This is a genomic window from Streptomyces sp. NPDC059668 (genome assembly GCF_042734135.1).
Classification (GTDB): Bacteria; Actinomycetota; Actinomycetes; order Streptomycetales; family Streptomycetaceae; genus Streptomyces.
Genome location: NZ_JBHWEL010000019.1, coordinates 1 through 22,382 on the forward strand (window position 1 = coordinate 1; position 22,382 = coordinate 22,382).

General features: G+C 72.3%; 16 protein-coding genes and 1 pseudogene. 9 read left to right on the top strand and 8 right to left on the bottom strand.

Annotated features, from left to right (window positions below; translation table 11 throughout):
- Positions 1-237: 237 nt before the first annotated feature.
- The 4 genes and pseudogenes from atzF to ACFV2J_RS16295 form a co-directional block, all read right to left on the bottom strand.
- Positions 238-1,905: pseudogene (atzF, locus tag ACFV2J_RS16280) on the bottom strand (allophanate hydrolase); the annotation flags it as partial.
- A gap of 80 nt (positions 1,906-1,985) precedes the next feature.
- On the bottom strand, positions 1,986-5,501 hold the full coding sequence (locus tag ACFV2J_RS16285; RefSeq protein ID WP_385084862.1) for a 5-oxoprolinase/urea amidolyase family protein: 3,516 nt from the start codon (positions 5,499-5,501) through the stop codon (positions 1,986-1,988).
- Entirely contained in the window at positions 5,498-6,280 is a 783-nt protein-coding gene (locus ACFV2J_RS16290; protein ID WP_385084864.1) for an urea amidolyase associated protein UAAP2, read from the bottom strand. The genes ACFV2J_RS16285 and ACFV2J_RS16290 overlap by 4 nt, the downstream gene beginning before the upstream one ends.
- Positions 6,277-7,101 (bottom strand): urea amidolyase associated protein UAAP1, encoded by an 825-nt coding sequence (locus ACFV2J_RS16295; RefSeq protein WP_385084866.1) that lies wholly within the window; start codon positions 7,099-7,101, stop codon positions 6,277-6,279. Before ACFV2J_RS16295 ends, ACFV2J_RS16290 begins: the two co-directional genes overlap by 4 nt.
- Before the next feature lie 216 nt (positions 7,102-7,317).
- Here ACFV2J_RS16295 and ACFV2J_RS16300 point away from each other — a divergent pair, with 216 nt between their 5' ends.
- From ACFV2J_RS16300 to ACFV2J_RS16325, 6 genes are all read left to right on the top strand, one after another.
- Positions 7,318-7,944, top strand: a complete 627-nt coding sequence (locus tag ACFV2J_RS16300; protein WP_385084868.1) for a TetR/AcrR family transcriptional regulator — start codon at positions 7,318-7,320, stop codon at positions 7,942-7,944.
- 293 nt (positions 7,945-8,237) lie between these two features.
- Positions 8,238-9,824 carry a sensor histidine kinase gene (locus ACFV2J_RS16305; RefSeq protein ID WP_385084870.1) on the top strand — a complete coding sequence of 529 codons (1,587 nt, stop codon included), beginning with the start codon at positions 8,238-8,240 and terminating at the stop codon, positions 9,822-9,824.
- Positions 9,821-10,228 (top strand): roadblock/LC7 domain-containing protein, encoded by a 408-nt coding sequence (locus ACFV2J_RS16310; protein WP_148007708.1) that lies wholly within the window; start codon positions 9,821-9,823, stop codon positions 10,226-10,228. The genes ACFV2J_RS16305 and ACFV2J_RS16310 overlap by 4 nt, the downstream gene beginning before the upstream one ends.
- A complete protein-coding gene (locus tag ACFV2J_RS16315) occupies positions 10,225-10,680 on the top strand; it encodes a DUF742 domain-containing protein (protein ID WP_385084872.1) in 456 nt (151 codons plus the stop codon). Before ACFV2J_RS16310 ends, ACFV2J_RS16315 begins: the two co-directional genes overlap by 4 nt.
- Positions 10,661-11,281: an ATP/GTP-binding protein gene (locus ACFV2J_RS16320; protein WP_385084874.1), complete on the top strand. Its 621-nt coding sequence runs from the start codon at positions 10,661-10,663 to the stop codon at positions 11,279-11,281. Before ACFV2J_RS16315 ends, ACFV2J_RS16320 begins: the two co-directional genes overlap by 20 nt.
- 84 nt (positions 11,282-11,365) lie before the next feature.
- Positions 11,366-12,862 carry a cytochrome P450 gene (locus ACFV2J_RS16325; RefSeq protein ID WP_385084876.1) on the top strand — a complete coding sequence of 499 codons (1,497 nt, stop codon included), beginning with the start codon at positions 11,366-11,368 and terminating at the stop codon, positions 12,860-12,862.
- A gap of 20 nt (positions 12,863-12,882) precedes the next feature.
- Here ACFV2J_RS16325 and ACFV2J_RS16330 read toward each other — a convergent pair whose 3' ends face one another.
- Positions 12,883-13,824 carry an RluA family pseudouridine synthase gene (locus tag ACFV2J_RS16330; protein WP_385084878.1) on the bottom strand — a complete coding sequence of 314 codons (942 nt, stop codon included), beginning with the start codon at positions 13,822-13,824 and terminating at the stop codon, positions 12,883-12,885.
- A gap of 121 nt (positions 13,825-13,945) precedes the next feature.
- On the bottom strand, positions 13,946-15,496 hold the full coding sequence (locus ACFV2J_RS16335) for an amino acid permease (RefSeq protein ID WP_385084880.1): 1,551 nt from the start codon (positions 15,494-15,496) through the stop codon (positions 13,946-13,948).
- A gap of 265 nt (positions 15,497-15,761) precedes the next feature.
- Between ACFV2J_RS16335 and ACFV2J_RS16340 the strand changes: the two genes are divergently transcribed.
- Positions 15,762-15,908 (top strand): hypothetical protein, encoded by a 147-nt coding sequence (locus tag ACFV2J_RS16340; RefSeq protein WP_385084882.1) that lies wholly within the window; start codon positions 15,762-15,764, stop codon positions 15,906-15,908.
- Positions 15,909-16,382: 474 nt separating this feature from the next.
- Here the strand turns inward: ACFV2J_RS16340 and ACFV2J_RS16345 are convergent, their stop codons facing one another.
- On the bottom strand, positions 16,383-17,231 hold the full coding sequence (locus tag ACFV2J_RS16345) for a siderophore-interacting protein (RefSeq protein WP_385439232.1): 849 nt from the start codon (positions 17,229-17,231) through the stop codon (positions 16,383-16,385).
- A gap of 209 nt (positions 17,232-17,440) precedes the next feature.
- On the bottom strand, positions 17,441-18,379 hold the full coding sequence (locus ACFV2J_RS16350) for a 5'-3' exonuclease H3TH domain-containing protein (RefSeq protein WP_385084896.1): 939 nt from the start codon (positions 18,377-18,379) through the stop codon (positions 17,441-17,443).
- Between the two features lie 202 nt (positions 18,380-18,581).
- Here ACFV2J_RS16350 and ACFV2J_RS16355 point away from each other — a divergent pair, with 202 nt between their 5' ends.
- Positions 18,582-19,661, top strand: coding sequence for a glycine betaine/L-proline ABC transporter ATP-binding protein (locus ACFV2J_RS16355; protein ID WP_385439235.1), 1,080 nt, complete (start codon positions 18,582-18,584; stop codon positions 19,659-19,661).
- On the top strand, positions 19,654-22,266 hold the full coding sequence (locus ACFV2J_RS16360; RefSeq protein ID WP_385093076.1) for an ABC transporter permease/substrate binding protein: 2,613 nt from the start codon (positions 19,654-19,656) through the stop codon (positions 22,264-22,266). The genes ACFV2J_RS16355 and ACFV2J_RS16360 overlap by 8 nt, the downstream gene beginning before the upstream one ends.
- Positions 22,267-22,382: the final 116 nt, after the last annotated feature.

Sequence of the window (22,382 nt, forward strand, 5' to 3'; positions counted from 1 at the left end):
GGCGTAGACCTGCGGCGGGGCGCGCAGACCCCACCCACCCGACACCCTCGGGCCCGCGGCGCCCCCGCGCCCCCCCCCACTTTCGTAAGCCGGTAGGCCGCTACGCCGGTGCGTGGGTAGGCGGATGGACCGGCAGGCCGCTGGTCAGCACGTCGATACGTTGACACGTCGTCGCGCGGCCAGACCGCCGCGTGGGTGCTTCGGTGGGTCGGTCGACCGGACGCCGGCGTCAGCGGCTCAGTCGCGTGTCCGCAGGTAGCCGCGCCAGCCGCCGTACTCGGTGATGTCCTCGGCGCCTTCCAGCGCGCAGGGCTCGCACAGGAAGCCCGGTACGTACGTGCCGTCGGCCAGTTCGACCGGGCCGAGCGCCATCGGAGGGGGCAGTTCGGCGAGCAGGCGCCCGAGGCCCTCGGCGGGCAGCCGCCACACCTCCGCCTCGATGGAGGCCCCGCCCGCGCCGGTGCGGACCAGACCGGGCTTGGGGGGTGTGGTGGCCAGGGCGTGCAGCTGGTACGCGGACGCCGTCGCCGTCGTACGCTCCCACTCGGCGCCCAGGGCGAGGAGCTGTGGGTTCAGGGGCTGGCCCGTCAGATGGGCGCCGACCACGGCGACACGTGTCCACGGCCGGAGCAGGGTGGCGATCCGGGCGAGGCGTTCGTCGGTGAACGCGGGGCCGACCAGCATGACCCCGAAGGGCAGTCCGCCCACGGTGCCCGCCGGAACGGCGACGGCGGCCTGGTCGAAGAGGTTCGTGGAGTTGGTGAAACGCCCCAGGCGGGCGTTGGCGCCCAGCGGGTCGGCGGTGACCTCCGCCAGGGTCGGGTGGCCCGGCGCGGTCGGCAGCAGCAGCGCGTCCGCGTCACCCAGGCCGGCGAGGGCCCGCCGGCGCAGCGCGGCCAGCCGGTCCTGGTCGGCGAAGAGCCGGTGGGCGGGGATGTCCCGGGCACGGGTGATGATTCCCGCGACGGTCGGGTCCAGACCCGCGACCCCCTCGGCGAGCGACTTGTCGACAAAGCTCCCCACCGCCGTGTAGCGCTCGGCGACGAACGCGCCCTCGTAGAGCATCGCCGCGGCCTCGGTGAAGGGGGTGAGGTCGAGCGTGCGCACCTCGGCTCCCGTCGCGGCGAGCCGGGCCACGGCGGCCTCGTAGGCCTCGGCCCAGCCCGGGTCCAGCTCGCCGAGCTGTGCCGTCGGGGGGACGGCGACGCGCCATGGGCCGGGGGCGCGCGGGGGGAGGACGGGCAGCGCGCGTCCGGACGGGCGGCCCAGGTGCGCGAGGGCCTGTTCGGCCTCCGGGAGCGTACGGGCGAAGACGGTCACGCAGTCCAGGGAGGCGCAGGCCGGGACGACGCCGGTGGCCGGGACCAGGCCGCGGGTCGGCTTGAGGCCGACGATGCCGTTGAAGGCGGCGGGGACGCGGCCGGAACCGGCCGTGTCGGTGCCGAGGGCGAGGTCGACCAGGCCCAGAGCCACCGCCACGGCCGATCCGGAGCTGGAGCCGCCACTGACGCGCGCCGGGTCGAAGGCGCCACGCACGGCCCCGTACGGGGAACGGGTACCGACCAGACCGGTCGCGAACTGGTCCAGGTTCGTGGTGCCCAGGACGAGGGCGCCGGCCGCTCGCAGGCGGGCGACCGCGGGGGCGTCCGCCCGCGGGTCGTACGCGTACGCCGGGCAGCCCGCCGTGGTCGGCAGGCCCGCCACGTCGATGTTGCCCTTCACGGCGAGGAGCCGGCCGGCGAGGGGGAGGTGTTCGCCCGCGGCGACGCGGGCGTCGAGGTCCTCGGCCTCCCGCTCGGCCTGCGCGCGAGGACGCAGGTCGATCCAGATCTCGGGGCGGTCGACCGCCTCGATACGGGCGTAGGCCGACTGCACTCGGGTCAGGGCGGACATGGGTCGCTCCTCGTTCGTCGTTCGTCGTTCCGCGGACGCGGTCGGGCGGGCGGCGGCTGTGCACCGCGGGCGCGCGGACCGCGCGTGTGCCGTCAGGTGGCGGGAGCCAGGACCACGAGGGCCGTGCCGGCCTCCACCTGGGCGCCCGGCCTGGTGAGGACCTGCCGCACGACCGCGTCCATCGGGGCGGACACCCTGGACTCCATCTTCATCGCCTCCAGTGCCAGCAGGGGCTGGCCGGCGGCGACACGGTCGCCCGGCCCGACGTTCACCTGCCACACGGACGCGGCGAACTCGGCCTCGACGAGCAGGCCGCCCGCCGGGACGGTCACCTCGGCGGCCGCGGGCACCGGCGCGGCGGCGGCGTCCGCCCGGTCGAACTCGCCCGCCGCCTCCCAGGCCTCCCGCTCCGCGCCGAACGCGGCGCCCTGCCGGGCCCGGAAGCGCGCGATCGACTCGGCATGGGCGGCGAGGAACTCCTGGTGGCGCGCGAGCGAGAACTCGCCCTCCTCGATCCGGGGCACGAAGCGCCCCGAGACGATGTCGGCGCGCAGAGCGAGGAGTTCGTCCGGCTCCACGGCGTACCACCTGATGCGGTCGAAGAAGCGCAGCAGCCAGGGCGAGCCCGGCTCGAAGGCGCCGCGCTGCTGCCACCCCGACCACACCTGGGTGGTCCGTCCCACGAACTGGTAGCCGCCCGGCCCCTCCATGCCGTAGACGCAGAGGTAGGCGCCGCCGATGCCGACGGAGTTCTCGGCGGTCCAGGTGCGGGCCGGGTTGTACTTCGTGGTGACCAGGCGGTGCCGCGGGTCCAGCGGTGTCGCGACCGGTGCGCCCAGGTACACGTCACCCAGGCCCAGCACCAGGTACTCCGCGTCGAAGACGGTGCGGTACACGTCGTCCACCGAGTCCAGGCCGTTCACCCGGCGGATGAACTCGATGTTCCACGGGCACCAGGGCGCGTCGTCGCGGACCCCCGCCATGTAGCGGTCGATGGCCTCGCGGGTCGCCGGGTCGTCCCAGGACAGCGGGAGGTGCACGGTACGGGAGGGCACCACGATCCGGTCGGTGGGCGGGAGCGCGCGGACCGTCTCCCGTACGGCGGCCAGCAGGGCAGGCTGCGGGAGTCTGCGCGGATCCGTCTGGATCTGCAGGGAGCGGATGCCGGGGGTCAGATCGGTGACGCCGTCGAGGTCCGCCGCGGCCACGGCCTCCATCAGCGCGTGGACCCGCAGCCGCAGCGCCAGGTCCAGCTGCATGGGCCCGAACTCGACGAGCAGGTTGTCGTCGCCGCTGCGGCGGAACGTCACGTCGCCGTCCCGGGCCAGCACCCCGCCGTCAACGACCGAGGCCCGCGCCGAGCCGTCGTCGGCGAGCGGCGCGAAGCGCACGGTGTCACCGGGGCGGAGCTGGCCGAGCTTCCAGCGCTCCGTGCTGACGACCGTCGCGGGGCAGACGAAGCCGCCGAGCGAGGGGCCGTCCGGGCCGAGCAGCACCGGCATGTCGCCCGTGTAGTCGACGGCGCCGACCGAGTACGGCGTGTCGTGGATGTTGGAAGGGTGCAGTCCCGCCTCGCCGCCGTCCGTACGCGCCCAGCGGGGCTTGGGACCGATCAGCCTCACACCGGTGCGCGCCGAGTTGAAGTGGACCTTCCAGTCGGCCGCGTAGAAGTCGTCGAGGTCGTCCTCGGTGAAGAACTCCGGTGCGGCGTGCGGGCCTTCGAGCGCGCCGACCCGCCACCCGGAGGTGAACACGGGCCGGTCGGCCGGCGGTACGGGCTCCGTCGCGCCGGTGAGCGATCCGCCGTGCAGCACGTCCCCCGTCCGCAGCGCCCGGCCGCCGTGCCCGCCGAACCGGCCCAGGGTGAAGGTGGCGGCGCTGCCGAGGTACGCCGGGACGTCCAGGCCTCCGCCGGCGAAGAGGACATAGGTGCGCAGGCCGTGTCCGGTGGGTGCGCCGACCTCCAGCACCGCTCCCGCGGGCACCGTCACCGGCTTCCACTGGGCCACCTCCGCGCCGTCCACGGTGACCGGCGCCGGGGCACCGGTGACGCAGACCGTCACGGCGTGCGTGAACCGCAGGGCCGGCCCCCGCAGGGTGCACTCCAGACCGGGCGCGCCCTCGTCGTTGCCGAGGGCGCGGTTGCCCAGCCGGAAGGACAGGTCGTCCATGGGTCCGCACGGCGGCACGCCCACCTGCCAGTAGCCGGTGCGGCCCGGCCAGTCCTGGACCGTGGTGAGGGTGCCCCCCGAGACCACCTCGACGCGCGGCGTGGGGTCGGTGACCCCGGCCAGCGTCGCCGTCGAGTGCGCCGCCCGCCGGAAGGACGGGTCGGCGAGCGCCGCCCGCACCAGCCCCAGGTTCGTCTCGACGCCGTCGACCCGGGCCCTGGCCAGCGCCTCGTCCAGCCGCTCCAGGGCGTGCGCGCGGTCCGGGCCGTACGCGACGATCTTCGCGAGCATGGGGTCGTACGCGGTGGTCACCTCGGTGCCCGTCTCCACCCAGCCGTCCACCCGGACCCCGCCGGGGAACTCGACCCGGGTCAGCAGTCCGGCGCTCGGCCGGTACTCGCGCGAGGGGTCCTCGGCGTACAGCCGGGCCTCCACGGCGTGACCGCGCGGCGGCCCCGGGTCCCGCACGACCTTTGACTCACCGCGCGCGAGCCGCAGCATCCAGCCGACCAGGTCGACCCCGAAGATCTCCTCGGTGACCGGATGCTCCACCTGGAGGCGGGTGTTGACCTCCAGGAAGTACGCCTCCTCGCGCGCGGCGTCGTACACGAACTCGACCGTGCCGGCCGAGCGGTACCGGACACTCGCGCACAGCTCACGCGCGCAGGAGGCGAGACGGTCCCGCACATGAGCCGGGAGCCCGGGGGCCGGGGCCTCCTCCACCACCTTCTGGTTGCGGCGCTGGAGCGAGCAGTCGCGGTCGCCGAAGGTGACGACGCGGCCCCGGCCGTCCCCGAAGACCTGCACCTCGACATGGCGGGCGTGCTCGACCAGGCGTTCCAGGAAGACCCCGGCGGAGGTGAAGGACGCGGCGGCGACGCGCTGCACGCGCTCCCAGGCCTCGGCCAGGTCACCGGCCGAGCGGCAGGCCGCCATACCGATGCCGCCCCCGCCGCCGGTGGCCTTGAGCATCACGGGATAGCCGATGTCCTCGGCCGCCTCCAGGGCCTCCGGGAGACCGGACAGCAGCCCCGTGCCCGGGGCCAGCGGCACACCGGCCGCGCGGGCCGCCGCCCGCGCCGTGTGCTTCGCCCCGAACAGCTCCAGCTGCCGCGGCGTCGGTCCCACGAAGACGATCCCCGCGTCCTCGCAGCGCCGTGCGAAGGACGCGTCCTCGGACAGGAAGCCGTAACCGGGGTGGATCGCCCCGGCGCCGGTGTCCTTGGCCGCCTTCAGGACCAGGTCGGCGTCGAGGTACGACTCCTTCGCGGGGGCCGGGCCCAGCCGGACGGCCTCGTCGGCGAGCCGGACGTGCGGCGCCGAGCGGTCGGGGTCGGAGTACACCGCGACCGTGCGGAGGCCGAGTTCGCGCGCGGTGCGGATGATCCGGACCGCGATCTCGCCCCGGTTGGCGACCAGCAGCGTGTCGAAGCTCATTCCGCCGTCCCGACGCTCATCCGCACGGCGGTCGGTTCGAAGCCGTTGCAGGGGTTGTTGATCTGGGGGCAGTTGGAGACCAGGACCAGCACGTCGCGCTCGGCGCGCAGGGTCAGGGCGAGGCCGGGGGCCGAGAGGCCGTCGACGATGCCGAGGGTGCCGTCCTTCTCGACCGGCACGTTCATGTACCAGTTGATGTTCGAGACGAGGTCGCGCTTGCCGAGGCCGTGCCGGGCGCCCCGCGCGAGGAAGTTGTCCACGCAGGCGTGCTGCGACCAGGTGTGGTGGCCGTAGCGCAGCGTGTTCGACTCCTTGGAGCAGGCGCCGCCGACCGTGTCGTGCCGGCCCACGTCGTCGGACACCACGGTCATCAGGGGCGTGTGCTCGCCGGACATCAGCACGCTGCCGGTCGTCAGGAAGATGTTCCCCTGCGCCTGGATCGTGTCGGGGGCGCTGTAGCGGACCGACAGGTCGTGGGCGTCGTACGCGAGGAAGTCGACGGCCTGGTTGCCGTGCAGGTCGGTGATGGTGAGGGTCTCGCCCGCGCGGATCACGGACGACCAGGCGGCGCGCGCGGGCACCACGGTCGTGCTACCGGTGCCGCCCGTCGTCGCGGAGCCCGTCGTTCCCGGGCCGGTCGTCGCGGAGCCGCTCGTCGCAGCGGTGTCGGCCGTCTTGGTGGTGCCGGCCGTCGTGGTGGTGCCGGCCGTCGTGGTGGTGTCGGTCGTCGTGGTGGGGCCGGAGGCGACGGTCGTGGTGGTGCCCGTGTCCGCGTTCATGCGAGCCCCCTAGAGGCCAGGAACTCGACGGTGTTCAGGAAGGCGCGGCGGCCCTCGGGTGTCGCCTCCCACAGCGGGTCGCCCGGCTTCGTCGCCGCCGACCGCCAGGCGAGCACTTCGAGGGCGGTGCTGGTGTAGGCGGGGCGTGGATCGACGGGGTGCGGCACGTTCGCGATCAGCACGGTGACGTCCTGCTCGGCGCGCAAGGTCACACTGCCGCCCGGACCCGCCGAACCGGTGAAGTCCAGGGAGCCGTCGTCGCGTACCGCCACGCCCTGGAAGAAGGAGAGCGAGGGCGGCAGATCACGGGGTCCGAGGCCGTGCTTGGCGGCGGCGAGCTTGAACAGCTCGCGTCCCGCGGGGGAGGCGGACTGGGGCGCGCCGTCCCCGTAGCGCTGCGTGTTGCGGACCAGCGTGGAGGTGCCGCACAGCGCGTCGTGCCGCCCGGAGGTGTCGGCGGTGAGCGAGGCGAGCACGCGGCCCTGGTCGGAGAGGAGCAGCTGCCCCTCGCCCAGGTACGCGTTCCACTGGACCTTGACCGTGTCCGCGACGTTCAGCCGCTCCCAGGGCCGGTCGGCGGCGTGGAGGAGAAGGTGCGCGCAGGCGTCGCCGCTCAGGTCGGTCAGTCTGAGTTCCGTGCCGCGGGCCAGCACCCGGTGGGTGTAGTTGCCGCCGGCCACCGTCTCCGCCCACACCAGGTGGCCCGCCTCGCAGGGGGGCGCGGGCCAGGAGCTCGCCGGGACGACGGGCATGGCCTCGGCGCGGGTGCCCTCCTGGGCGCGGGCGTGGTCGCGTGCTCCGTACGTGGTCGCTGTCGCCATCGCGGGTCCTCCGGCTCCGGTTGATTTCTGTCGCCCGACAGAAATTAGGAGCGCCGCAGTTCGACGCCGTGTCTCCCGCGTTGCCGTCCGGTTACCGATCCCTCACCCGCGCCGGCCGGGTGGCGGCGGCCGGAGCGGACGCGGTCGGTCACGCGGCCGCGCGGCCCCTTCCGGGGGTGCGATCGGGTACCGGCGCCGTGTGCGAGGATCGAACGCATGGGAGCCGGTGGCGGACGACGGGTCGGCCGGCCGCGTGCGACGCAGCGGCCGGACAGCGGTCTGTCGCCGCGCGACGAACTGCTCGACGCCGCAGCCGAGTTGTTCACGACCCGCGGGTACGCGGCGACGACCACCCGGGCGGTCGCCGAGCGGGCGGGAATGCGCCAGGCTTCCATGTACCACTACGTCTCCGGCAAGGAGGAGCTGCTCGCCGAGCTCCTGGAGTCCACGGTCACGCCCTCGCTGGCGCTGGCCCGGCAGCTCCTCGCGGACGACGCGGCCGCGCCCGAGGGCCGGTTGTGGGAGCTGTGCCGCACGGACGTGGAACTGCTCTGCGGCGGCCCGCACAACCTGGGCGGGCTGTACCTGCTGCCCGAGGTGCGTGCCGAGCGCTTCGCCGGCTTCCACGCCGTGCGGGCCGAACTCAAGGACACCTACCGGCAGTTGCTGGCCGCGACGGCCGTCGGCGGTGCGCTCGCCAAGAGTGAGCTCGATCTGCGGACAGATCTGTTGTTCGGCCTCATCGAAGGGGTGATTCTCGTGCACCGCTCCGACCCGGACCGCCCCGTGTCCGCGTTCGCCGAGGCCACCGCCGACGCGGCGCTGCGGATCGCCGGAATCTGACGAACCGCCCGGTGGGGGCTGGGTTTTCGGCTGCCCGTGCCCTGTTACTCAGGGTGTTCGAGTGAAGCCTGAGCGTACAAAAAAGCCGAGGGTACTCCTGTCGCTCGGGCGATTTCAGGCGCTTGCCGAATATGACACGGCGATGATCCGGTCGGACTAAGCTCGCCCGCAGCGCACCGAGTTGAGATGTAATCGTGCGCTTGTTCCCAAAAGTTCCGAAGATTCGGTTTGACCACGCAGTTTCCCCCACGAACTCCCCCCGACCCCCCGCCGACTTGTCTCAGAGGGCATACATGGTGAGTGTTCAATCGCCTCCCGGTGGCCGTGAACTTCCCTACGCGCGCGTCCTGTTGCTGCCGGCCATACTGATGGCCGCGGTGACCGGGGCCGCCGTCGCCGTGGTGACGAGCCCGGCCAGGACCGCCGTCGGCTGGTGCGGCGCCGTCGCGACGCTGCTGGTCGTCACCGTCGCGGCGGAAGCCGTACGCCGTGGCCGCGACGCCCGTGACCTGCGCGCCGAACTCGCCCGCAGCACCGCGTACTTCGAACAGCGCATCGCCTCCCACGACCAGGAGTTCGTGCGCCTGCGCACAGAGGTCCTCCCGATCGCGCTCCGCCGCATGCGGGGTGGCGTCAACCCCGAGGACGTGGCCCGCGACTTCGGCCGGCGCAAGGGCGACCCGGGCGAACTCTCCGCCGTACAGCGGGATCTGCTCGGCGCCGTGCTCAAGGTCGTGGACGACGAGGACCTGCTGCGCGACTCCTCCCAGCGCTCCTTCGTCAACATCGCCCGGCGCGTCCAGGCGATCGTCCACCAGCAGAACAAGGAACTCCGCGAGATGGAGGAGGACCACGGGCGCAACCCCGAGGTCTTCGACGACCTCCTGCGCATCGACCACGGCACCGCGCTGATCGGCCGCCTCGCCGACTCCATCGCCGTGCTCGGCGGCGGCCGCCCGGGGCGCAACTGGCCCGAGCCCGTCCCGCTGTTCAGCGTGATGCGCGGCGCCATGTCCCGGATCCTGGAGTACCGCCGCATCGAGCTGCACTCGATCGCCGACGTCAACGTCAACGGCATCCACGTCGAACCGGTCATCCACGCCGTCGCCGAACTGCTCGACAACGCGACGCGCTACTCGCCGCCGACCACCAAGGTGCACCTCACCGCACTCGTCGTGCAGACCGGTGTCGCCATCGAGATCGAGGACTCCGGCGTCAGCTTCAGCGACGAGGCCCGCGGGAAGATCGAGGAACTGCTCCGCCAGGCCGCGGCCGGCGTCGACCTCAACATCCTCGGCGAGGCACCCCGGCTCGGCATGGCCGTCGTCGGGCGGCTCTCGAAGATGTACGACATGAAGATCTCGCTGCGCCAGTCCGCGTACGGCGGTGTCCGCGCCGTCATCGTGGTGCCGAGCAACATGCTCACCAAGGACGCCGCCCCCGGTCTCGCACACGGCATCGGCGTGAACGCGGTGCCGACGATGGACACCGACGGCGTCGAGGGGCCCAAGCGCAAGCCGAAGAAGCGCCGCCCGACCACCGGACCCCGTATCCCGTCGCCGAACGACGGCTCCCAGGACGACGACGCACCGCTGGTCACCGAGTGGACGCCGGGCGGTCTGCCGCAGCGGCGCAGCAGGGTCAAGGTCCCGCTCAGCCAGCGGATCGCGGAGGCCCGCGCAGCCGAGCTGGCCGCCGAGGCCGCGGCGGCCTCGGCGCCCTGGGCCGCCGCACCCGCCCCCAAGGAGGAGGAGCCCCCGCCGGGGCTGTGGGTCGAGGCGTTCATGGAAGGCCTCAAGGGCGACCCCGACCCGACCGCATTCACCCAGAGCCATCAGCCGGCCCCTGCTGAGGCCGACGAGGAGGGGGACCTCAAGTGATCCAGCAGCGAGGCAACTTCGACTGGATGCTCAAAGATCTCGCCGACGGCGTTCCGGGCATCCAGCAGATCGTGGTGCTCTCCGCCGACGGACTGCGCATCGCCCGCTACGGCGGCGACCCCGACGCCGCCGACCGCGTCGCCGCCGCCTGCGCGGGACTCCAGAGCCTGGCCGGAGCCGTCGCGGGCGAGATCCCCCGCAGCGACGGCACGATGCGGATGGTCATCATCGAGATCAACGGCGGCTACTTCTACCTCATGTCCGCCGGGGCCAACGCCTATCTCGCCGTCCTCGCCAACCAGACCGCGGAGCCCGGTCTGATGAGCAACCGCATGCGCGATCTCGTCGCACGGATCGGCGCGCATCTCACCAGTCCGCCGCGCCGCAACGGGCAGACCGTATGACTCCTCCGCAACGCCGCCGGCGCCAGCCCACCCAGGAGCCCCGCGAGGTCCCCCAGGGAGGCCCCCCGCACGAGGGAGCCTCCCCCGAGGGAGCCCCCCAGGAGGGACAGGAGCCGGACCCGAAGATCCCCGGGCGCCTGTACGTGCTCACCGGTGGGGGCGAGGGCGGCGAACGGGCCGACCTCGACCTGGTCACGCTGATCGTGGCGCGCGCCGATCCTCCGGCGCCCACCACCCAGCCCGAGCAGTCGGTGCTGCTGCGGCTCTGCAAGGCCCCACTGTCCGTGGCCGAACTCTCGGCCTACCTCAATCTGCCGTTCAGCGTGGTGACCGTCCTGCTCACCGAGCTGCTGACGGCCGAACTGGTACAGGCGCGCGCCCCGATCGTCCGCTCGGCGCTCCCCGACCGTTCCCTCCTCGAAGCGGTGATGCATGGACTTCAAAAGCTCTGACACGATCACCGGCCCGCGCGCCGAGGACCACCTGCCGCACACGGCGACCGCCGCGGTGAAGATCGTGATCGTGGGCGGATTCGGGGTCGGCAAGACGACCATGGTGGGTGCCGTCAGCGAGATCAAGCCGCTGACCACCGAGGAGACCATGACGCAGGCCGGCATCGGCATCGACGACAACTACGGCTCCGAGACCAAGACGGCCACCACCGTGGCCATGGACTTCGGCCGCATCAGCATCACCGAGCAGCTGGTGCTGTACCTCTTCGGCACCCCCGGCCAGGAACGCTTCTGGTTCCTGTGGAACGGCCTCTTCGAGGGCGCGCTCGGCGCGGTCGTGCTGATCGACACCCGCCGCCTCGAAGTCAGCTTCGACGTGATCGGCCGTCTGGAGGAACGCGGCGTGCCGTTCGTCGTCGCCGTGAACGACTTCCCGGACGCGCCCGGCTATCCGATCGAGGACCTGCGCGCCGCGCTCGACCTCTCGGAGGAGATCCCGATCGTGAAGTGCGACGCGCGCCGCCGGGCCTCCAGCCGCGACGTCCTGATGACCCTGATGCGCTTCCTGCACTCGCTGGCGATCTCCCCCGCGCGGGGCTGACCCGCGCCGCGGACCGCACCCCCCCCACAGCCCCACTTCCACCCCCCAAGACACCGGACCCACTTCAGTTTCGGAGCGATCATCGTGACGCCTGAACCCCACTCACCGGCCGGTACCGACGACCTCGTGCTCGACCCGCCGCCGGGCTGTCCCGCCCACGGCCGGGGAGCCGGCGGACTCCGCCGCCTCCACGGCCCCGAGGCGGACGACCTGGGAGCCCTCTACGAGGAACTCCGTGACGAGCACGGAGCGGTCGCCCCCGTGCTGCTCCACAACGACGTCCCGATCTGGGTGGTGCTCGGCCACGCCGAGAACCTGCACATGGTGAGCACGCCCACCCACTTCTCCCGGGACAGCCGGCTGTGGACCGCGGTGAAGGACGGCACGGCCGGCCCCGAACACCCGCTCGCGCCGCACATCGCCTGGCAGCCCATCTGCTCGCACGCCGAGGGCGACGAGCACCTGCGACTGCGCGGCGCGGTCATGGGCGCCATGTCGACCATCAACCACCGCACCATCCGGCGGCACATCAACCGGGCGACCCAGATCCTGGTCAACCGCTTCTGCGAGAAGGGCCGGGCGGAGCTGGTCGGACAGTTCGCCGAACACCTCCCGATGGCCGTGCTGTGCCAGATCCTCGGCATGCCCGACGAGTACGACGACCGTCTGGTGCAGGCCACCCGCGACCTGCTCAAGGGCACCGAGACGGCGATCGCCAGCAACGAGTACGTCATGGACATCCTGATCCGGCACACCGCCCGCCGCCGGGACCAGGCCGGGGACGACTTCACCGGCCACCTCATCAACCACCCCGCCGGGCTCACCGACGACGAGGTCGCCCAGCATCTGCGCCTGGTGCTGCTGGCCGCCTACGAGGCCACGGCCAATCTGCTCGCCAACGTGTTGCGCGTGGTGCTCATCGACCCGCGCTTCCGCGCCCGGCTGAACGGCGGGCAGATGACGGTCCCCGAGGCGGTCGAGCAGTCGCTGTGGGACGAGCCTCCCTTCAGTGCCGTCCTCGGCTACTTCGCCAAGCAGGACACCGAGTTGGGCGGCCGGACCATCCGGCGGGGCGACGGTCTGATCCTCGGCATCGCGCCGGGCAACATCGACCCCCGGGTACGCCCCGACCTCAAGGCCGACATGATGGGCAACCGGTCCCACCTCGCCTTCGGCGGCGGACCCCACGAGTGCCCGGGTCAGGACATCGGCCGTGCCATCGCCGACGTCGGCGTCGAGGCGCTCCTGATGCGACTGCCCGACGTCGAACTCGACTGTGACGAGGACGAGTTGCGCTGGCGGTCGTCGATGTCCTCACGGCACCTGGTGGAGCTCCCGGTCTACTTCGAACCGCAGCCGCCGGAGGAGGTGCGGGACGTGATGTCCGCCTCGCCGGCCCCGCCTCAGCGGCCGGCCTGGCAGCTCGGCACCGACCGGCCCGCGATGTCCGCACCGCGTCCCGAGGCGTCCTCGCCGGCACCGGCACCCGCGCCGATGACGACGCCACCACCACCCCTGTTCGCGCCCGCCCGGCCGGCCGGGGCCTGGCAGCGCTTCCTCGCGTGGTGGCGCGGGTACTGAGCCCGCGGGCCGGGGCCCGGCTACCGGGCCCAGTCGTCGTGCGCGGACCAGGCCTGGAGCACCCGCCCACTGACGAACCGGTGCGCCAGCCCCGTGACCGGATCGGTGAACTCCAGCTTCCGCGCCAGCAGTTGGAGCGGACGCCGGAAATCGCCGGCCGGCACGGGGCCGGTCACCACCGGGTAGAGCGGATCGCCCAGGATGGGGACGCCCAGCGCGTTCATGTGCACCCGGAGCTGATGGGTCTGTCCGGTGCGCGGCACCAGCCGGTAGCGCCCCAACCCGCCACGCCGGTCCCGGAGTTCGACGCCGCTCACGGCGTTCGGCTCGCCCGCCACCTCCTGGGCGGCCAGCACCCCGCGCTCCTTCACGATCCGGCTGCGGACCGTACGCGGCAGGGCGAGCCCCACGTCGTACGGGGCCACCGCCTCGTACTCCTTGGCGACGAGCCGGTCGCGGAACAGCGACTGGTAGGCGCCGCGCTCCTCGGGCCGCACGGTGAACAGCACGAGTCCCGCGGTGAGCCGGTCGAGACGGTGCGCGGCCCCCAGCGCCGGGATGTCCAGCTCCCGCCGCAGCCGGGCGAGCACGGTCTCGGTGACATGGCTGCCGCGCGGTGTGGTGGCGAGGAAGTGGGGTTTGTCGGCGACCACGATGTGCGCGTCGCGGTACACGACGTCGACGGCGAACGGCACCCGCTCCTCGTCGGGCAGCTCCCGGTGGAACCACACGAACATCCCCGGCTCGTACGCCGTGCCGGCTTCCACCGGCCGCCCGTCCGCCCGCACGATCAGCCCGTCGGCGAGCATCGTGTCGATCACCCCGGTCCCCGCCGCGAGCCGCTGCGTCAGGTACTCCCGCACCGTGGCCCACTCCCCGGCCTGCGGCAGTCTGATGCGCACGGGGTCGACGCCCTCGCGCTGCGGCAGGGGGGAGGGCGGAATCCTGGTCTTGCGTCTCACCCGGTCAACCCTACGGGCGGCGGCGGGGCGGGGCGCCCCCGCTCGGACGTGCGAGGCGGAGGCCGGGGTGATAGCGCCGGACTCAGCGGCCCTCAGGGTCCCTCAGGGGCCCCGGAAGTCCTCAGGCGTACGAGGCCGGGGCGGCCTCCGGAGCCTCCGCCACCGTCGTCCGGGCCCGGTAGGCGCGGTAGGCCGCACCGGCGAGCAGGGTCGCCCCCAGGAACAGCACGGTGAACCACTGGAAGTACCAGTGTCCGCCCGCGGGGTCGTACACCGCGGCGCGCGGCCAGGCGAGGTCGACGCTCATCAGCAGACCGTAGACGAGGGCGATCGCGTTGACCGGGACGCCCCAGCGGCCCAGCGAGAAGAGCGGGGCGCCCGTCTCGTCGGTCCCGTCCGCGGTGAACTCGCCGCGCAGCCGGCGCACCAGCATCGGTCCGGTCACCATCGCGTACGCCAGGTACAGCATCACGATGCAGGTGGTGCCGATCGCCAGAAAGGCCTCCGGGGAGGCGAAGTCGAGCAGCAGCAGGGCGGCGGCGAGGACACCGACGGTGAGCGCGGGAACGCTCGGCACACCGGTGCGCGGGCTGACCTTCGCGAGCCGGCCGGAGAAGGGGAGCCGGCCGTCCCGGGCCATCGAGAAGAGCATGCGGCTGGCGGCCGTCTGGATGGCCAGCGTCGCCACCGCGACGGCCACCACCACGTCGGCGAGCAGCGCCCGGCCCACCCCGTCCCCGAGGCTGCTGGTCAGCACGTAGCTCAGGCCGTCCACGCCGAGACGCCCGTCGGTGAGGCTGGGCGCGGCCAGCAGACCGCCGAGCACGATCAGGCCGCCGAGCAGTCCGGCCGCGCCGAGCGCGGTGAGGATCGTACGGGGCGCGGTGCGTCGCGGCTGGTGCGTCTCCTCGCTCATCTCGCCCGCGCTGTCGAAGCCGATCATCACGTAGGCCGCCGTGAAGGAGCCCACCATCAGCGCCCCGAGCAGGCCCGATCCACCCTCACCGGTGTGGAAGGTGATGCCGGGGGAGCGCTCGGAGTGGGTGAACAGCAGGACGATGATCAGCACGGCGCCGATGATCTCGGCGGTCACGCCGACCCGGTTGATCACCGACATCACCCGGTTGTCGACGACGTTCACCAGCGTGGTCAGGACGAGCAGGACCACCCCGAGGACCGCCGCGTTCGCCGCGCCGTCGGGACCGGTGGGCGCCGGATCGTCGCCGACCAGCTGGAAGCCGGACCAGATCGCGGGCAGCACCATCTGCAGGGCGAGGGCCGCCGCCGCGACCACCACGATCTGTCCGATCACCATGATCCAGCCGGCGAACCAGCCGAAGGAGAGGTTCGACAGGCGCGAGGACCACTGGTAGATCGCGCCCGAGAGCGGATAGCGCGCGGCGAGTTCGGCGAAGCAGGCGGCGACGGTCAGCTGGCCCACCAGGACGGCCGGCCAGGTCCAGAAGAAGACCGGGCCGCCGAACGCGTACCCGAAGGCGAAGAACTGGAAGACGGTCGTCAGTACCGAGATGAAGGAGAAACCGGCGGCGAACGAGGCGTACCGGCCGAGGCTGCGCCGCAGTTCCTGGCGGTAGCCGAACGAGGTGAGCGAGCCGTCGGCGGGGGATCGGGGCGGGTCGGGGCGTACGTCGGAGGGGGCGGTGGTGGTCACGGTGGCACCTGCCTTCGGCGCGGATTCCTGTCGGGTGACAGAAATTAGGGAGGCCCTGTTTCGCTCGCGTGACGCGGCCGTGTCCGAGTCGCGCCGAAGTGCTCACGCCCCTCTCGCGGACCCGGGACGCGCACCTGGGACGCGGGGCGGGAGCGCCCGCCCCGCCGGTGACGGGGGTCCGTTCACCCGCTCACCACGCCCTGCCCGCCCTGCCCAAAGGAGGCCGGCGCTCTCGCCCGGCGGGCCGCGAGCGACGGTACGGGCCGTGCCGTACCGTCCCGGCGGCAAGGGAACCCCGGGCGCCGTCGAGGGTGAACTCCGGGGCGGGACGGCGCGGCTGACGGCGGGGGAGGTGTCCGGCGAGGTCGGCCGTGTGCGGCCGGGCGGCGCTCTGTCCGGGCTGCCGGGGTGAAGGTGCGCCGCCCGGGCCGCCGTTGAGCGGGGGCCGGGATCCGGCGGGAGGGTGCGGACGGCCTCGCTCCCGCGGTGACGCGCGACCAGCGCGGCCGTCGTGTCGCGGCGTCGCACGACGTGGCGTCGACTCGCGGCGTCGTGTGACGTGATGTCAACTCCCGACGCCGTATGACGCGACGTCAACTCGCGGCGTAGGCATGGCGGTTCGCGTCCGTGCTGGTCGCCCTGATCCGGCCGGTGGTCAGGCCGTTCCTGTTCGGCGGCCGCTTCGGGAAGGCGGCGGCCCCGGCCGGATGTGCGCGGCGCCGCGGTGCGCGCCGCTCGACCGGGCGAGGGGGGGTGTGCGGCGCGGTCCGAGTCCTCCGTCCCGGGTGCCGTGCCCCGCCGCCCGGGCGGGCCCTGGCGGCGGTGTGACGGTCGGTCCGTACGTTCAGGCCGTACGGGCGCTCCCTGGGGCCCGGTCCGAGGAGGTTCAGGAGGCGGCGGCCGAGGTCGCCTCCTGCTCCGCCTCCACCTGTGCGTTCCACTCCCGCTTGGCCGCCTGCCAGCCGTCCTCGTTGTGCCCAAGTCGCCAGTAGCCGGAGACCGACAGGTCCTCGCGCGGGATCTCCCGCTCCACCCGCAGCAGCCGGCGCAGGTCCTTCACGAAGGCCGCCTCGCCGTGCACGAACGCCTGCATCCGGCCGTCCGGGAAGTCGAGCGCGCGCACGGCCTCCACCAGGGCCTCGCCGACGGGCCGGTCACCGCGGTGCAGCCACACCACGTCCACGTCGGAGTCGATCTTCTGCTCCTCCTCGGGGCCCGAGACCTCCAGGAAGGCATGGGCCACGGCGCCGTCCGGCAGTGCCTCCAGGGCGGCGGCGATCGCGGGCAGCGCGCTCTCGTCGCCGGCGAGCAGATGCCAGTCGGCGCTCGCGTCGGGCGCGTACGCGCCGCCGGGGCCCATGAACCGTACGAGCTCGCCCGGTTGGACCCGCGCCGCCCAGGGGCCGGCCAGGCCTTCGTCGCCGTGGACCACGAAGTCGAGCGTCAGCTCGCGCAGTTCGGGGTCCCAGGCCCGCACGGTGTACGTCCGGGTCACGGGCCACTGCTCGCGCGGGAACTCCTCACGGATCCGCTCCATGTCGAACGGCTCGGGATAGGTGACGCCGTCCGCCGCGAAGAGCAACTTCACGTAGTGGTCCGTGCAGGTGCCCGCGGTGAACTCGGCGAGGCCCTCGCCGCCGAGGACGACACGCTGCATGTGCGGAGTGAGCCGCTCGGTCCGCACGACGCGCGCGGAGTGGGGCTTCCTGGGCCTGCGTGCCGGACGCTCTGCCATGACGGCCTCCTCGTTCAATGACTTAGGCTCACCTAAGTTAGCATCTCCGTCCCGGTTGACACCCTTCGCAGAGACGGCCTTCGTGCTCCTGCCACCGGGATTCGAGTACCCCCGTGGTGAGGATCGAGCCTCCCTCCAAACCGTGACGATGCCCTCATCCGGACATCCCGTTCCCGCGGGCGGGGAGGACGGTCCGAGAACGCCTTCTCTCAGGACTCCCGGGTGTCGAGCGTCGTGAGCAGGCGCTGCAATGATCCGCCCAGACCCCAGCGTGCCGCCAGAGCGTCCAGGGCGGCCGGGTCGCGCGGGGCGCGCGGAAGCGCCGTGTCGACGTCGGGCAGCGGGACGTCACCGGCGACCCGTACGACCTCGGGTGCCAGGGCGACGTAGGGCCGGGACTCGTCGAGCCGCCTGCGCTGGGACGGCGTGAGCGCGGACTTCGGGTCGTCCACGGCGGCCATGATCCCGGCCAGGTCGCCGAAGGCGTCGAGCAGCTTGGCCGCCGTCTTCTCGCCGATCCCGGGCACTCCCGGAAGGCCGTCGCTCGGGTCGCCGCGCAGCAGCGCCAGGTCCGCGTACCCGGAGCCGTCGACCCCGTACTTCTCGCGCAGCCACGTCTCGTCGGTGAGCTGGAGGGTGCCCACGCCCTTGAGGGGATACAGGACGCGCACCCCCCGCTCGTCGTCGACGAGTTGGTAGAGGTCGCGGTCCCCGGTGACGATGTCGACCGGGCCGGTGGCGAGCCCGGTGAAGGTGCCGATCACGTCGTCCGCCTCGTACCCCGCGACCCCCACGCGCGCGATGCCCAGCGCGTCCAGGACGTCCTCGATGACGGGCACCTGCGGGGAGAGCGTGTCGGGCACCTCCTCCTCGTCCGGGCCGGTCTCGGTCTCCACGGCCACCCGGTGCGCCTTGTACGAGGGGATCAGGTCGACCCGCCACTGCGGGCGCCAGTCCGCGTCCATGCAGGCCACCAGGTCGTCCGGCCGGTGGTCCTTGACCAGGCGGTCGATGAAGTCGAGCAGCCCGCGCACGGCGTTCACGGGCGTGCCGTCCGGGGCCTTCACCGAGTCGGGGACCCCGAAGTAGGCCCGGAAGTACAGGGAGGCGGTGTCGAGCAGCATCAGGCGTCTGGTCACGCCTCGCATCATGCCGTACGCCACTGACAGTGACCTGGACCACTCTCGTGTTTGCTCCGTGTAAGCGAGGGCAGGCGCGGCATCGGAAAGCGCCCGGTTGCTTTTTCAACCGATCACGTTTTCAACCGATCACAGCGATCACACAGCGATCGCACCGATCTGACCCGTCGCACCGATCCGACCGATCGACGCGTCCGAACGAGAGGCACACGTGTCATCCAGGCTTGAGGCCGAGCATCTGTACAAGGTGTTCGGGAGACGACCGGAAGAGGCGGTGGAACGACTCCGCCAGGGGACCGACCGCGAGGAACTGCGCGCCGACGGCACCACCGCCGCGGTGATCGACGCGTCCTTCACGGTCGACCCGGGCCAGATCTTCGTCGTCATGGGCCTGTCCGGATCCGGCAAGTCCACGCTGCTGCGCATGCTCAACGGACTTCTGGAGCCGACCGCGGGACAGGTGCGCTTCGACGGCGAGGACCTCACCGCGCTCAGCGCCCGCGACCTGCGCGAGGTCCGCTCGAAGAAGATCAGCATGGTCTTCCAGCACTTCGCGCTCTTCCCGCACCGCAGTGTCCTGGAGAACGCGGCGTACGGCCTGGAGGTCCAGGGCGTACCGGGCGCCGAGCGCAGGAGGCGCGCCACCGAGGCGCTGGAGCTGGCCGGGCTCGCGGGCTGGGAGAAGTCCTGGCCCGACGAGCTGTCCGGCGGTATGCAGCAGCGCGTCGGCCTCGCCCGCGCGCTCGCCACCGACGCCGATCTGCTGCTGATGGACGAGTCGTTCAGCGCGCTCGACCCGCTGATCCGCCGTGACATGCAGGACCAGCTCATCGAGCTCCAGAAGAAGCTCAAGAAGACCATCGTGTTCATCACCCACGACCTCAACGAGGCCATGCGGCTCGGTGACCGGATCGCCGTCATGCGCGACGGCCGCATCGTCCAGATCGGCAGCGCCGAGGACATCCTCGTACGCCCCGCCGACGACTACGTCGCCTCCTTCACCCAGGACGTCGACCGCTCCCGGGTGCTGACGGCGGGCGCCGTCATGGACACCGGCGTGCGCGGCGACGAGGCCGACTGCGACTGCGAGACCGCGCTGCCCGACACCTCCTTCGTGGATCTGTGCGCGATCAGCGCGCGCCTCACGCACCCGGTCGCGGTGCTCGACCCGCAGGGCGACCTGGTCGGAGTCGTGCCGCGGCGCCGGCTCGTCGCCTTCCTGGGCGACGAACAGGACGAACCCGGCCGCTGTACGCAGCCGCGGAACGAGGCGGTGACGGCCGGTGCCTAGGATTCCCTTCGGTGACTGGGTCAACGACGTCGTCGACTGGCTGCTGAACCACATGGCGTGGCTCTTCGACTTCCTCAAGACCGTCTTCTCGGGCACCTACGACGGCATCAACGCCGTCCTCCAGGCCCCCCAGCCGCTCCTGCTCGCGGGCATCTTCGCGGTGATCGCGTTCTGGCTGCGCGGCACCTCCGCGGGTGTCCTCACCTTCGTGGGATTCGCCTTCATCGACTCCCTCGAACTGTGGGAGGACGCGATGGTGACCCTCTCGCTCGTCCTCGTGGCCACCCTGATCGCGCTCGTCGTCTCCGTCCCCGTGGGTATCTGGGCCGCGCGCTCCGAGCGGGTCAGCGGCATCGTCCGCCCGGTGCTCGACTTCATGCAGACCCTGCCCGCGATGATCTACCTCATCCCGGCCATCCTGTTCTTCGGCACCGGCGCCCCCGCGGGCATCGTGGCCACCCTGATCTTCGCGCTGGCCCCCGGTGTCCGCATGACCGAGCTGGGCATCCGGCAGGTCGACAAGGAACTGGTCGAGGCCGCCGACGCGTTCGGCACCACCCCGCGCGACACCCTGCTGCGCATCCAGCTGCCGCTGGCCCTGCCCACCGTCATGGCGGGCGTCAACCAGGTCATCATGCTGGGCCTTTCGATGGCCGCCATCGCGGGCATGGTCGGCACCGGCGGCCTCGGCGGCGACGTGAACGAGGCCATCGGCCAGCTGAACGTGGGCCTCGGCTCGGAGGCGGGCGTCGCCATCGTCATCCTGGCGATCTACCTCGACCGGATGACCGGCGCCCTCGGCACCCAGGTCTCCCCGCTCGGCCGCCGCGCCGCCGCCAAGCTGCGTGCCGCGCAGGGCCTGCGGATCTGGTCCTACCGGCCCCGTCCCGCCGTCGCGGTCGTGGGCGTCGTCGTCCTGGCGCTGGTCGCCGGCGGCATGGGCCTCTTCGGCGGCACGAACTCGGCGTCCACCGCGGCCGACGGCGAGAACGTCGGCCAGGGCAAGAAGATCAGCATCGGCTACATCCCGTGGGACGAGGGCGTCGCCTCCACCTTCCTGTGGAAGGAGATCCTGGAGGAGCGCGGCTACCAGGTCGACGTCAAGCAGTTCGACGCCGGCCCGCTGTACACCTCGCTCGCCCAGGGCGACGTCGACTTCGAGACCGACTCCTGGCTGCCGACCACGCACGCGCAGTACTGGAAGAAGTACGGCAAGCAGCTCGACGACCTGGGCTCCTGGTACGGCCCCACGTCCCTGGAGCTGTCGGTGCCCGCCTACATGAAGGGCATCGACTCCCTGGAGGACCTCAAGGGCAAGGCCGGCACCTTCGGCGGCAAGATCACCGGCATCGAGTCCAGCGCCGGGATGATGAGCCTGCTCAAGAGCAAGGTGCTCAAGGCGTACGGGCTCGACAAGGAGTACAAGGTCGTCGACAGCTCCACACCGGCGATGCTGGCCGAGCTGAAGCGCGCGTACGCCGCGAAGAAGCCGATCGTCGCCACGCTCTGGTCGCCGCACTGGGCCTACAGCGACTACAAGCTGAAGAAGCTCAAGGACCCGAAGGGCGCCTGGGGCCGGGGCGACGGCGTGCACACGCTGTCCCGCAAGGGATTCGCGCAGGACAACCCGGTCGTCGGCAAGTGGCTGAAGAACTTCAAGATGACCGAGAAGCAACTGACCGACCTCGAGGCCGAGATCAACGAGGTCGGCAAGGGCAAGCAGCAGGACGCCGTACGCGCCTGGCTGAAGAAGAACCCCGGCGTCGTCGACAAGCTGGCCCCCACCGGCAACGCGTCCGCCGCCCCGGCCGAGGCCAAGCGCCCGCTGGACGTGGCCTGGTTCCCCTGGGACGAGGACGTCGCCGTCACCTACCTCTGGAAGAACGTGCTGGCACGGCGCGGCTACCAGCTGAACCTCAAGCAGATGGACGTCGGCCCCGTCTACACGGGACTCGCCTCGGGAGACCTCGACCTCAACTTCGACGCCTGGCTGCCCTACGCCCAGTCGAACTACTGGGACCAGCACAAGAACGACCTGAGGGACCTGGGCACGTGGTACGCGCCGACCTCGCTGGAGATCGCCGTGCCGTCCTACGTGAAGGGCGTCAAGTCCCTCGCGGACCTGAAGGGCAAGGCCGGCACCTTCGACGGGAAGATCATCGGTATCGAGCCCGGTACCGGTGAGATGAACCTTCTCAAGAAGAAGGTGCTCCCGGGCTACGGCCTGGACAAGGAGTACAAGGTCGTCGACGGCTCCACGCCCGCCATGCTGGCCGAGCTGAAGCGCGCGTACGCCAAGAAGCAGCCCGTCGCCGTCGCCCTGTGGTCCCCGCACTGGGCCTACAGCGAGTACAAGCTCACCAAGCTCGCGGACGGCAAGAAGCTCTTCGGTGAGGGCAACACGATCCGGACCATCTCCAGCGAGAAGTTCCCGGAGCAGTACCCGCAACTCACCCGGTGGATCAAGAACTTCAAGATGAGCGAGGACGAACTCGGCACCCTGGAGAGCGAGATCAAGCAGCGCGGCCAGGGCCACGAGGAGGACGCCGTCGCGGCCTGGCTGAAGGGGCACACGGACGTGGTGGACCGGATGGCGCCGCGGTAGTCCGACCCGGCCGGCCCCGGGGGGGGGGGGCCCCCCCCCCCCCGGGGGCGGGGGGGGGGGCGCGGCGCGCGGCCCGCCGCGGGGGGCTGAGGTAGAGCGGCGCGCCCGCGCGCGGG

Excerpts from the sequence above, each read along its gene's own strand:
- ACFV2J_RS16285 (WP_385084862.1), bottom strand. The coding sequence starts at position 5,501 with ATGAGCTTCGACACGCTGCTGGTCGCCAACCGGGGCGAGATCGCGGTC.
- ACFV2J_RS16290 (WP_385084864.1), bottom strand. The coding sequence starts at position 6,280 with ATGAACGCGGACACGGGCACCACCACGACCGTCGCCTCCGGCCCCACC.
- ACFV2J_RS16295 (WP_385084866.1), bottom strand. The coding sequence starts at position 7,101 with ATGGCGACAGCGACCACGTACGGAGCACGCGACCACGCCCGCGCCCAG.
- ACFV2J_RS16300 (WP_385084868.1), top strand. The coding sequence starts at position 7,318 with ATGGGAGCCGGTGGCGGACGACGGGTCGGCCGGCCGCGTGCGACGCAG.
- ACFV2J_RS16305 (WP_385084870.1), top strand. The coding sequence starts at position 8,238 with ATGGTGAGTGTTCAATCGCCTCCCGGTGGCCGTGAACTTCCCTACGCG.
- ACFV2J_RS16315 (WP_385084872.1), top strand. The coding sequence starts at position 10,225 with ATGACTCCTCCGCAACGCCGCCGGCGCCAGCCCACCCAGGAGCCCCGC.
- ACFV2J_RS16320 (WP_385084874.1), top strand. The coding sequence starts at position 10,661 with ATGGACTTCAAAAGCTCTGACACGATCACCGGCCCGCGCGCCGAGGAC.
- ACFV2J_RS16345 (WP_385439232.1), bottom strand. The coding sequence starts at position 17,231 with ATGGCAGAGCGTCCGGCACGCAGGCCCAGGAAGCCCCACTCCGCGCGC.
- ACFV2J_RS16350 (WP_385084896.1), bottom strand. The coding sequence starts at position 18,379 with ATGCGAGGCGTGACCAGACGCCTGATGCTGCTCGACACCGCCTCCCTG.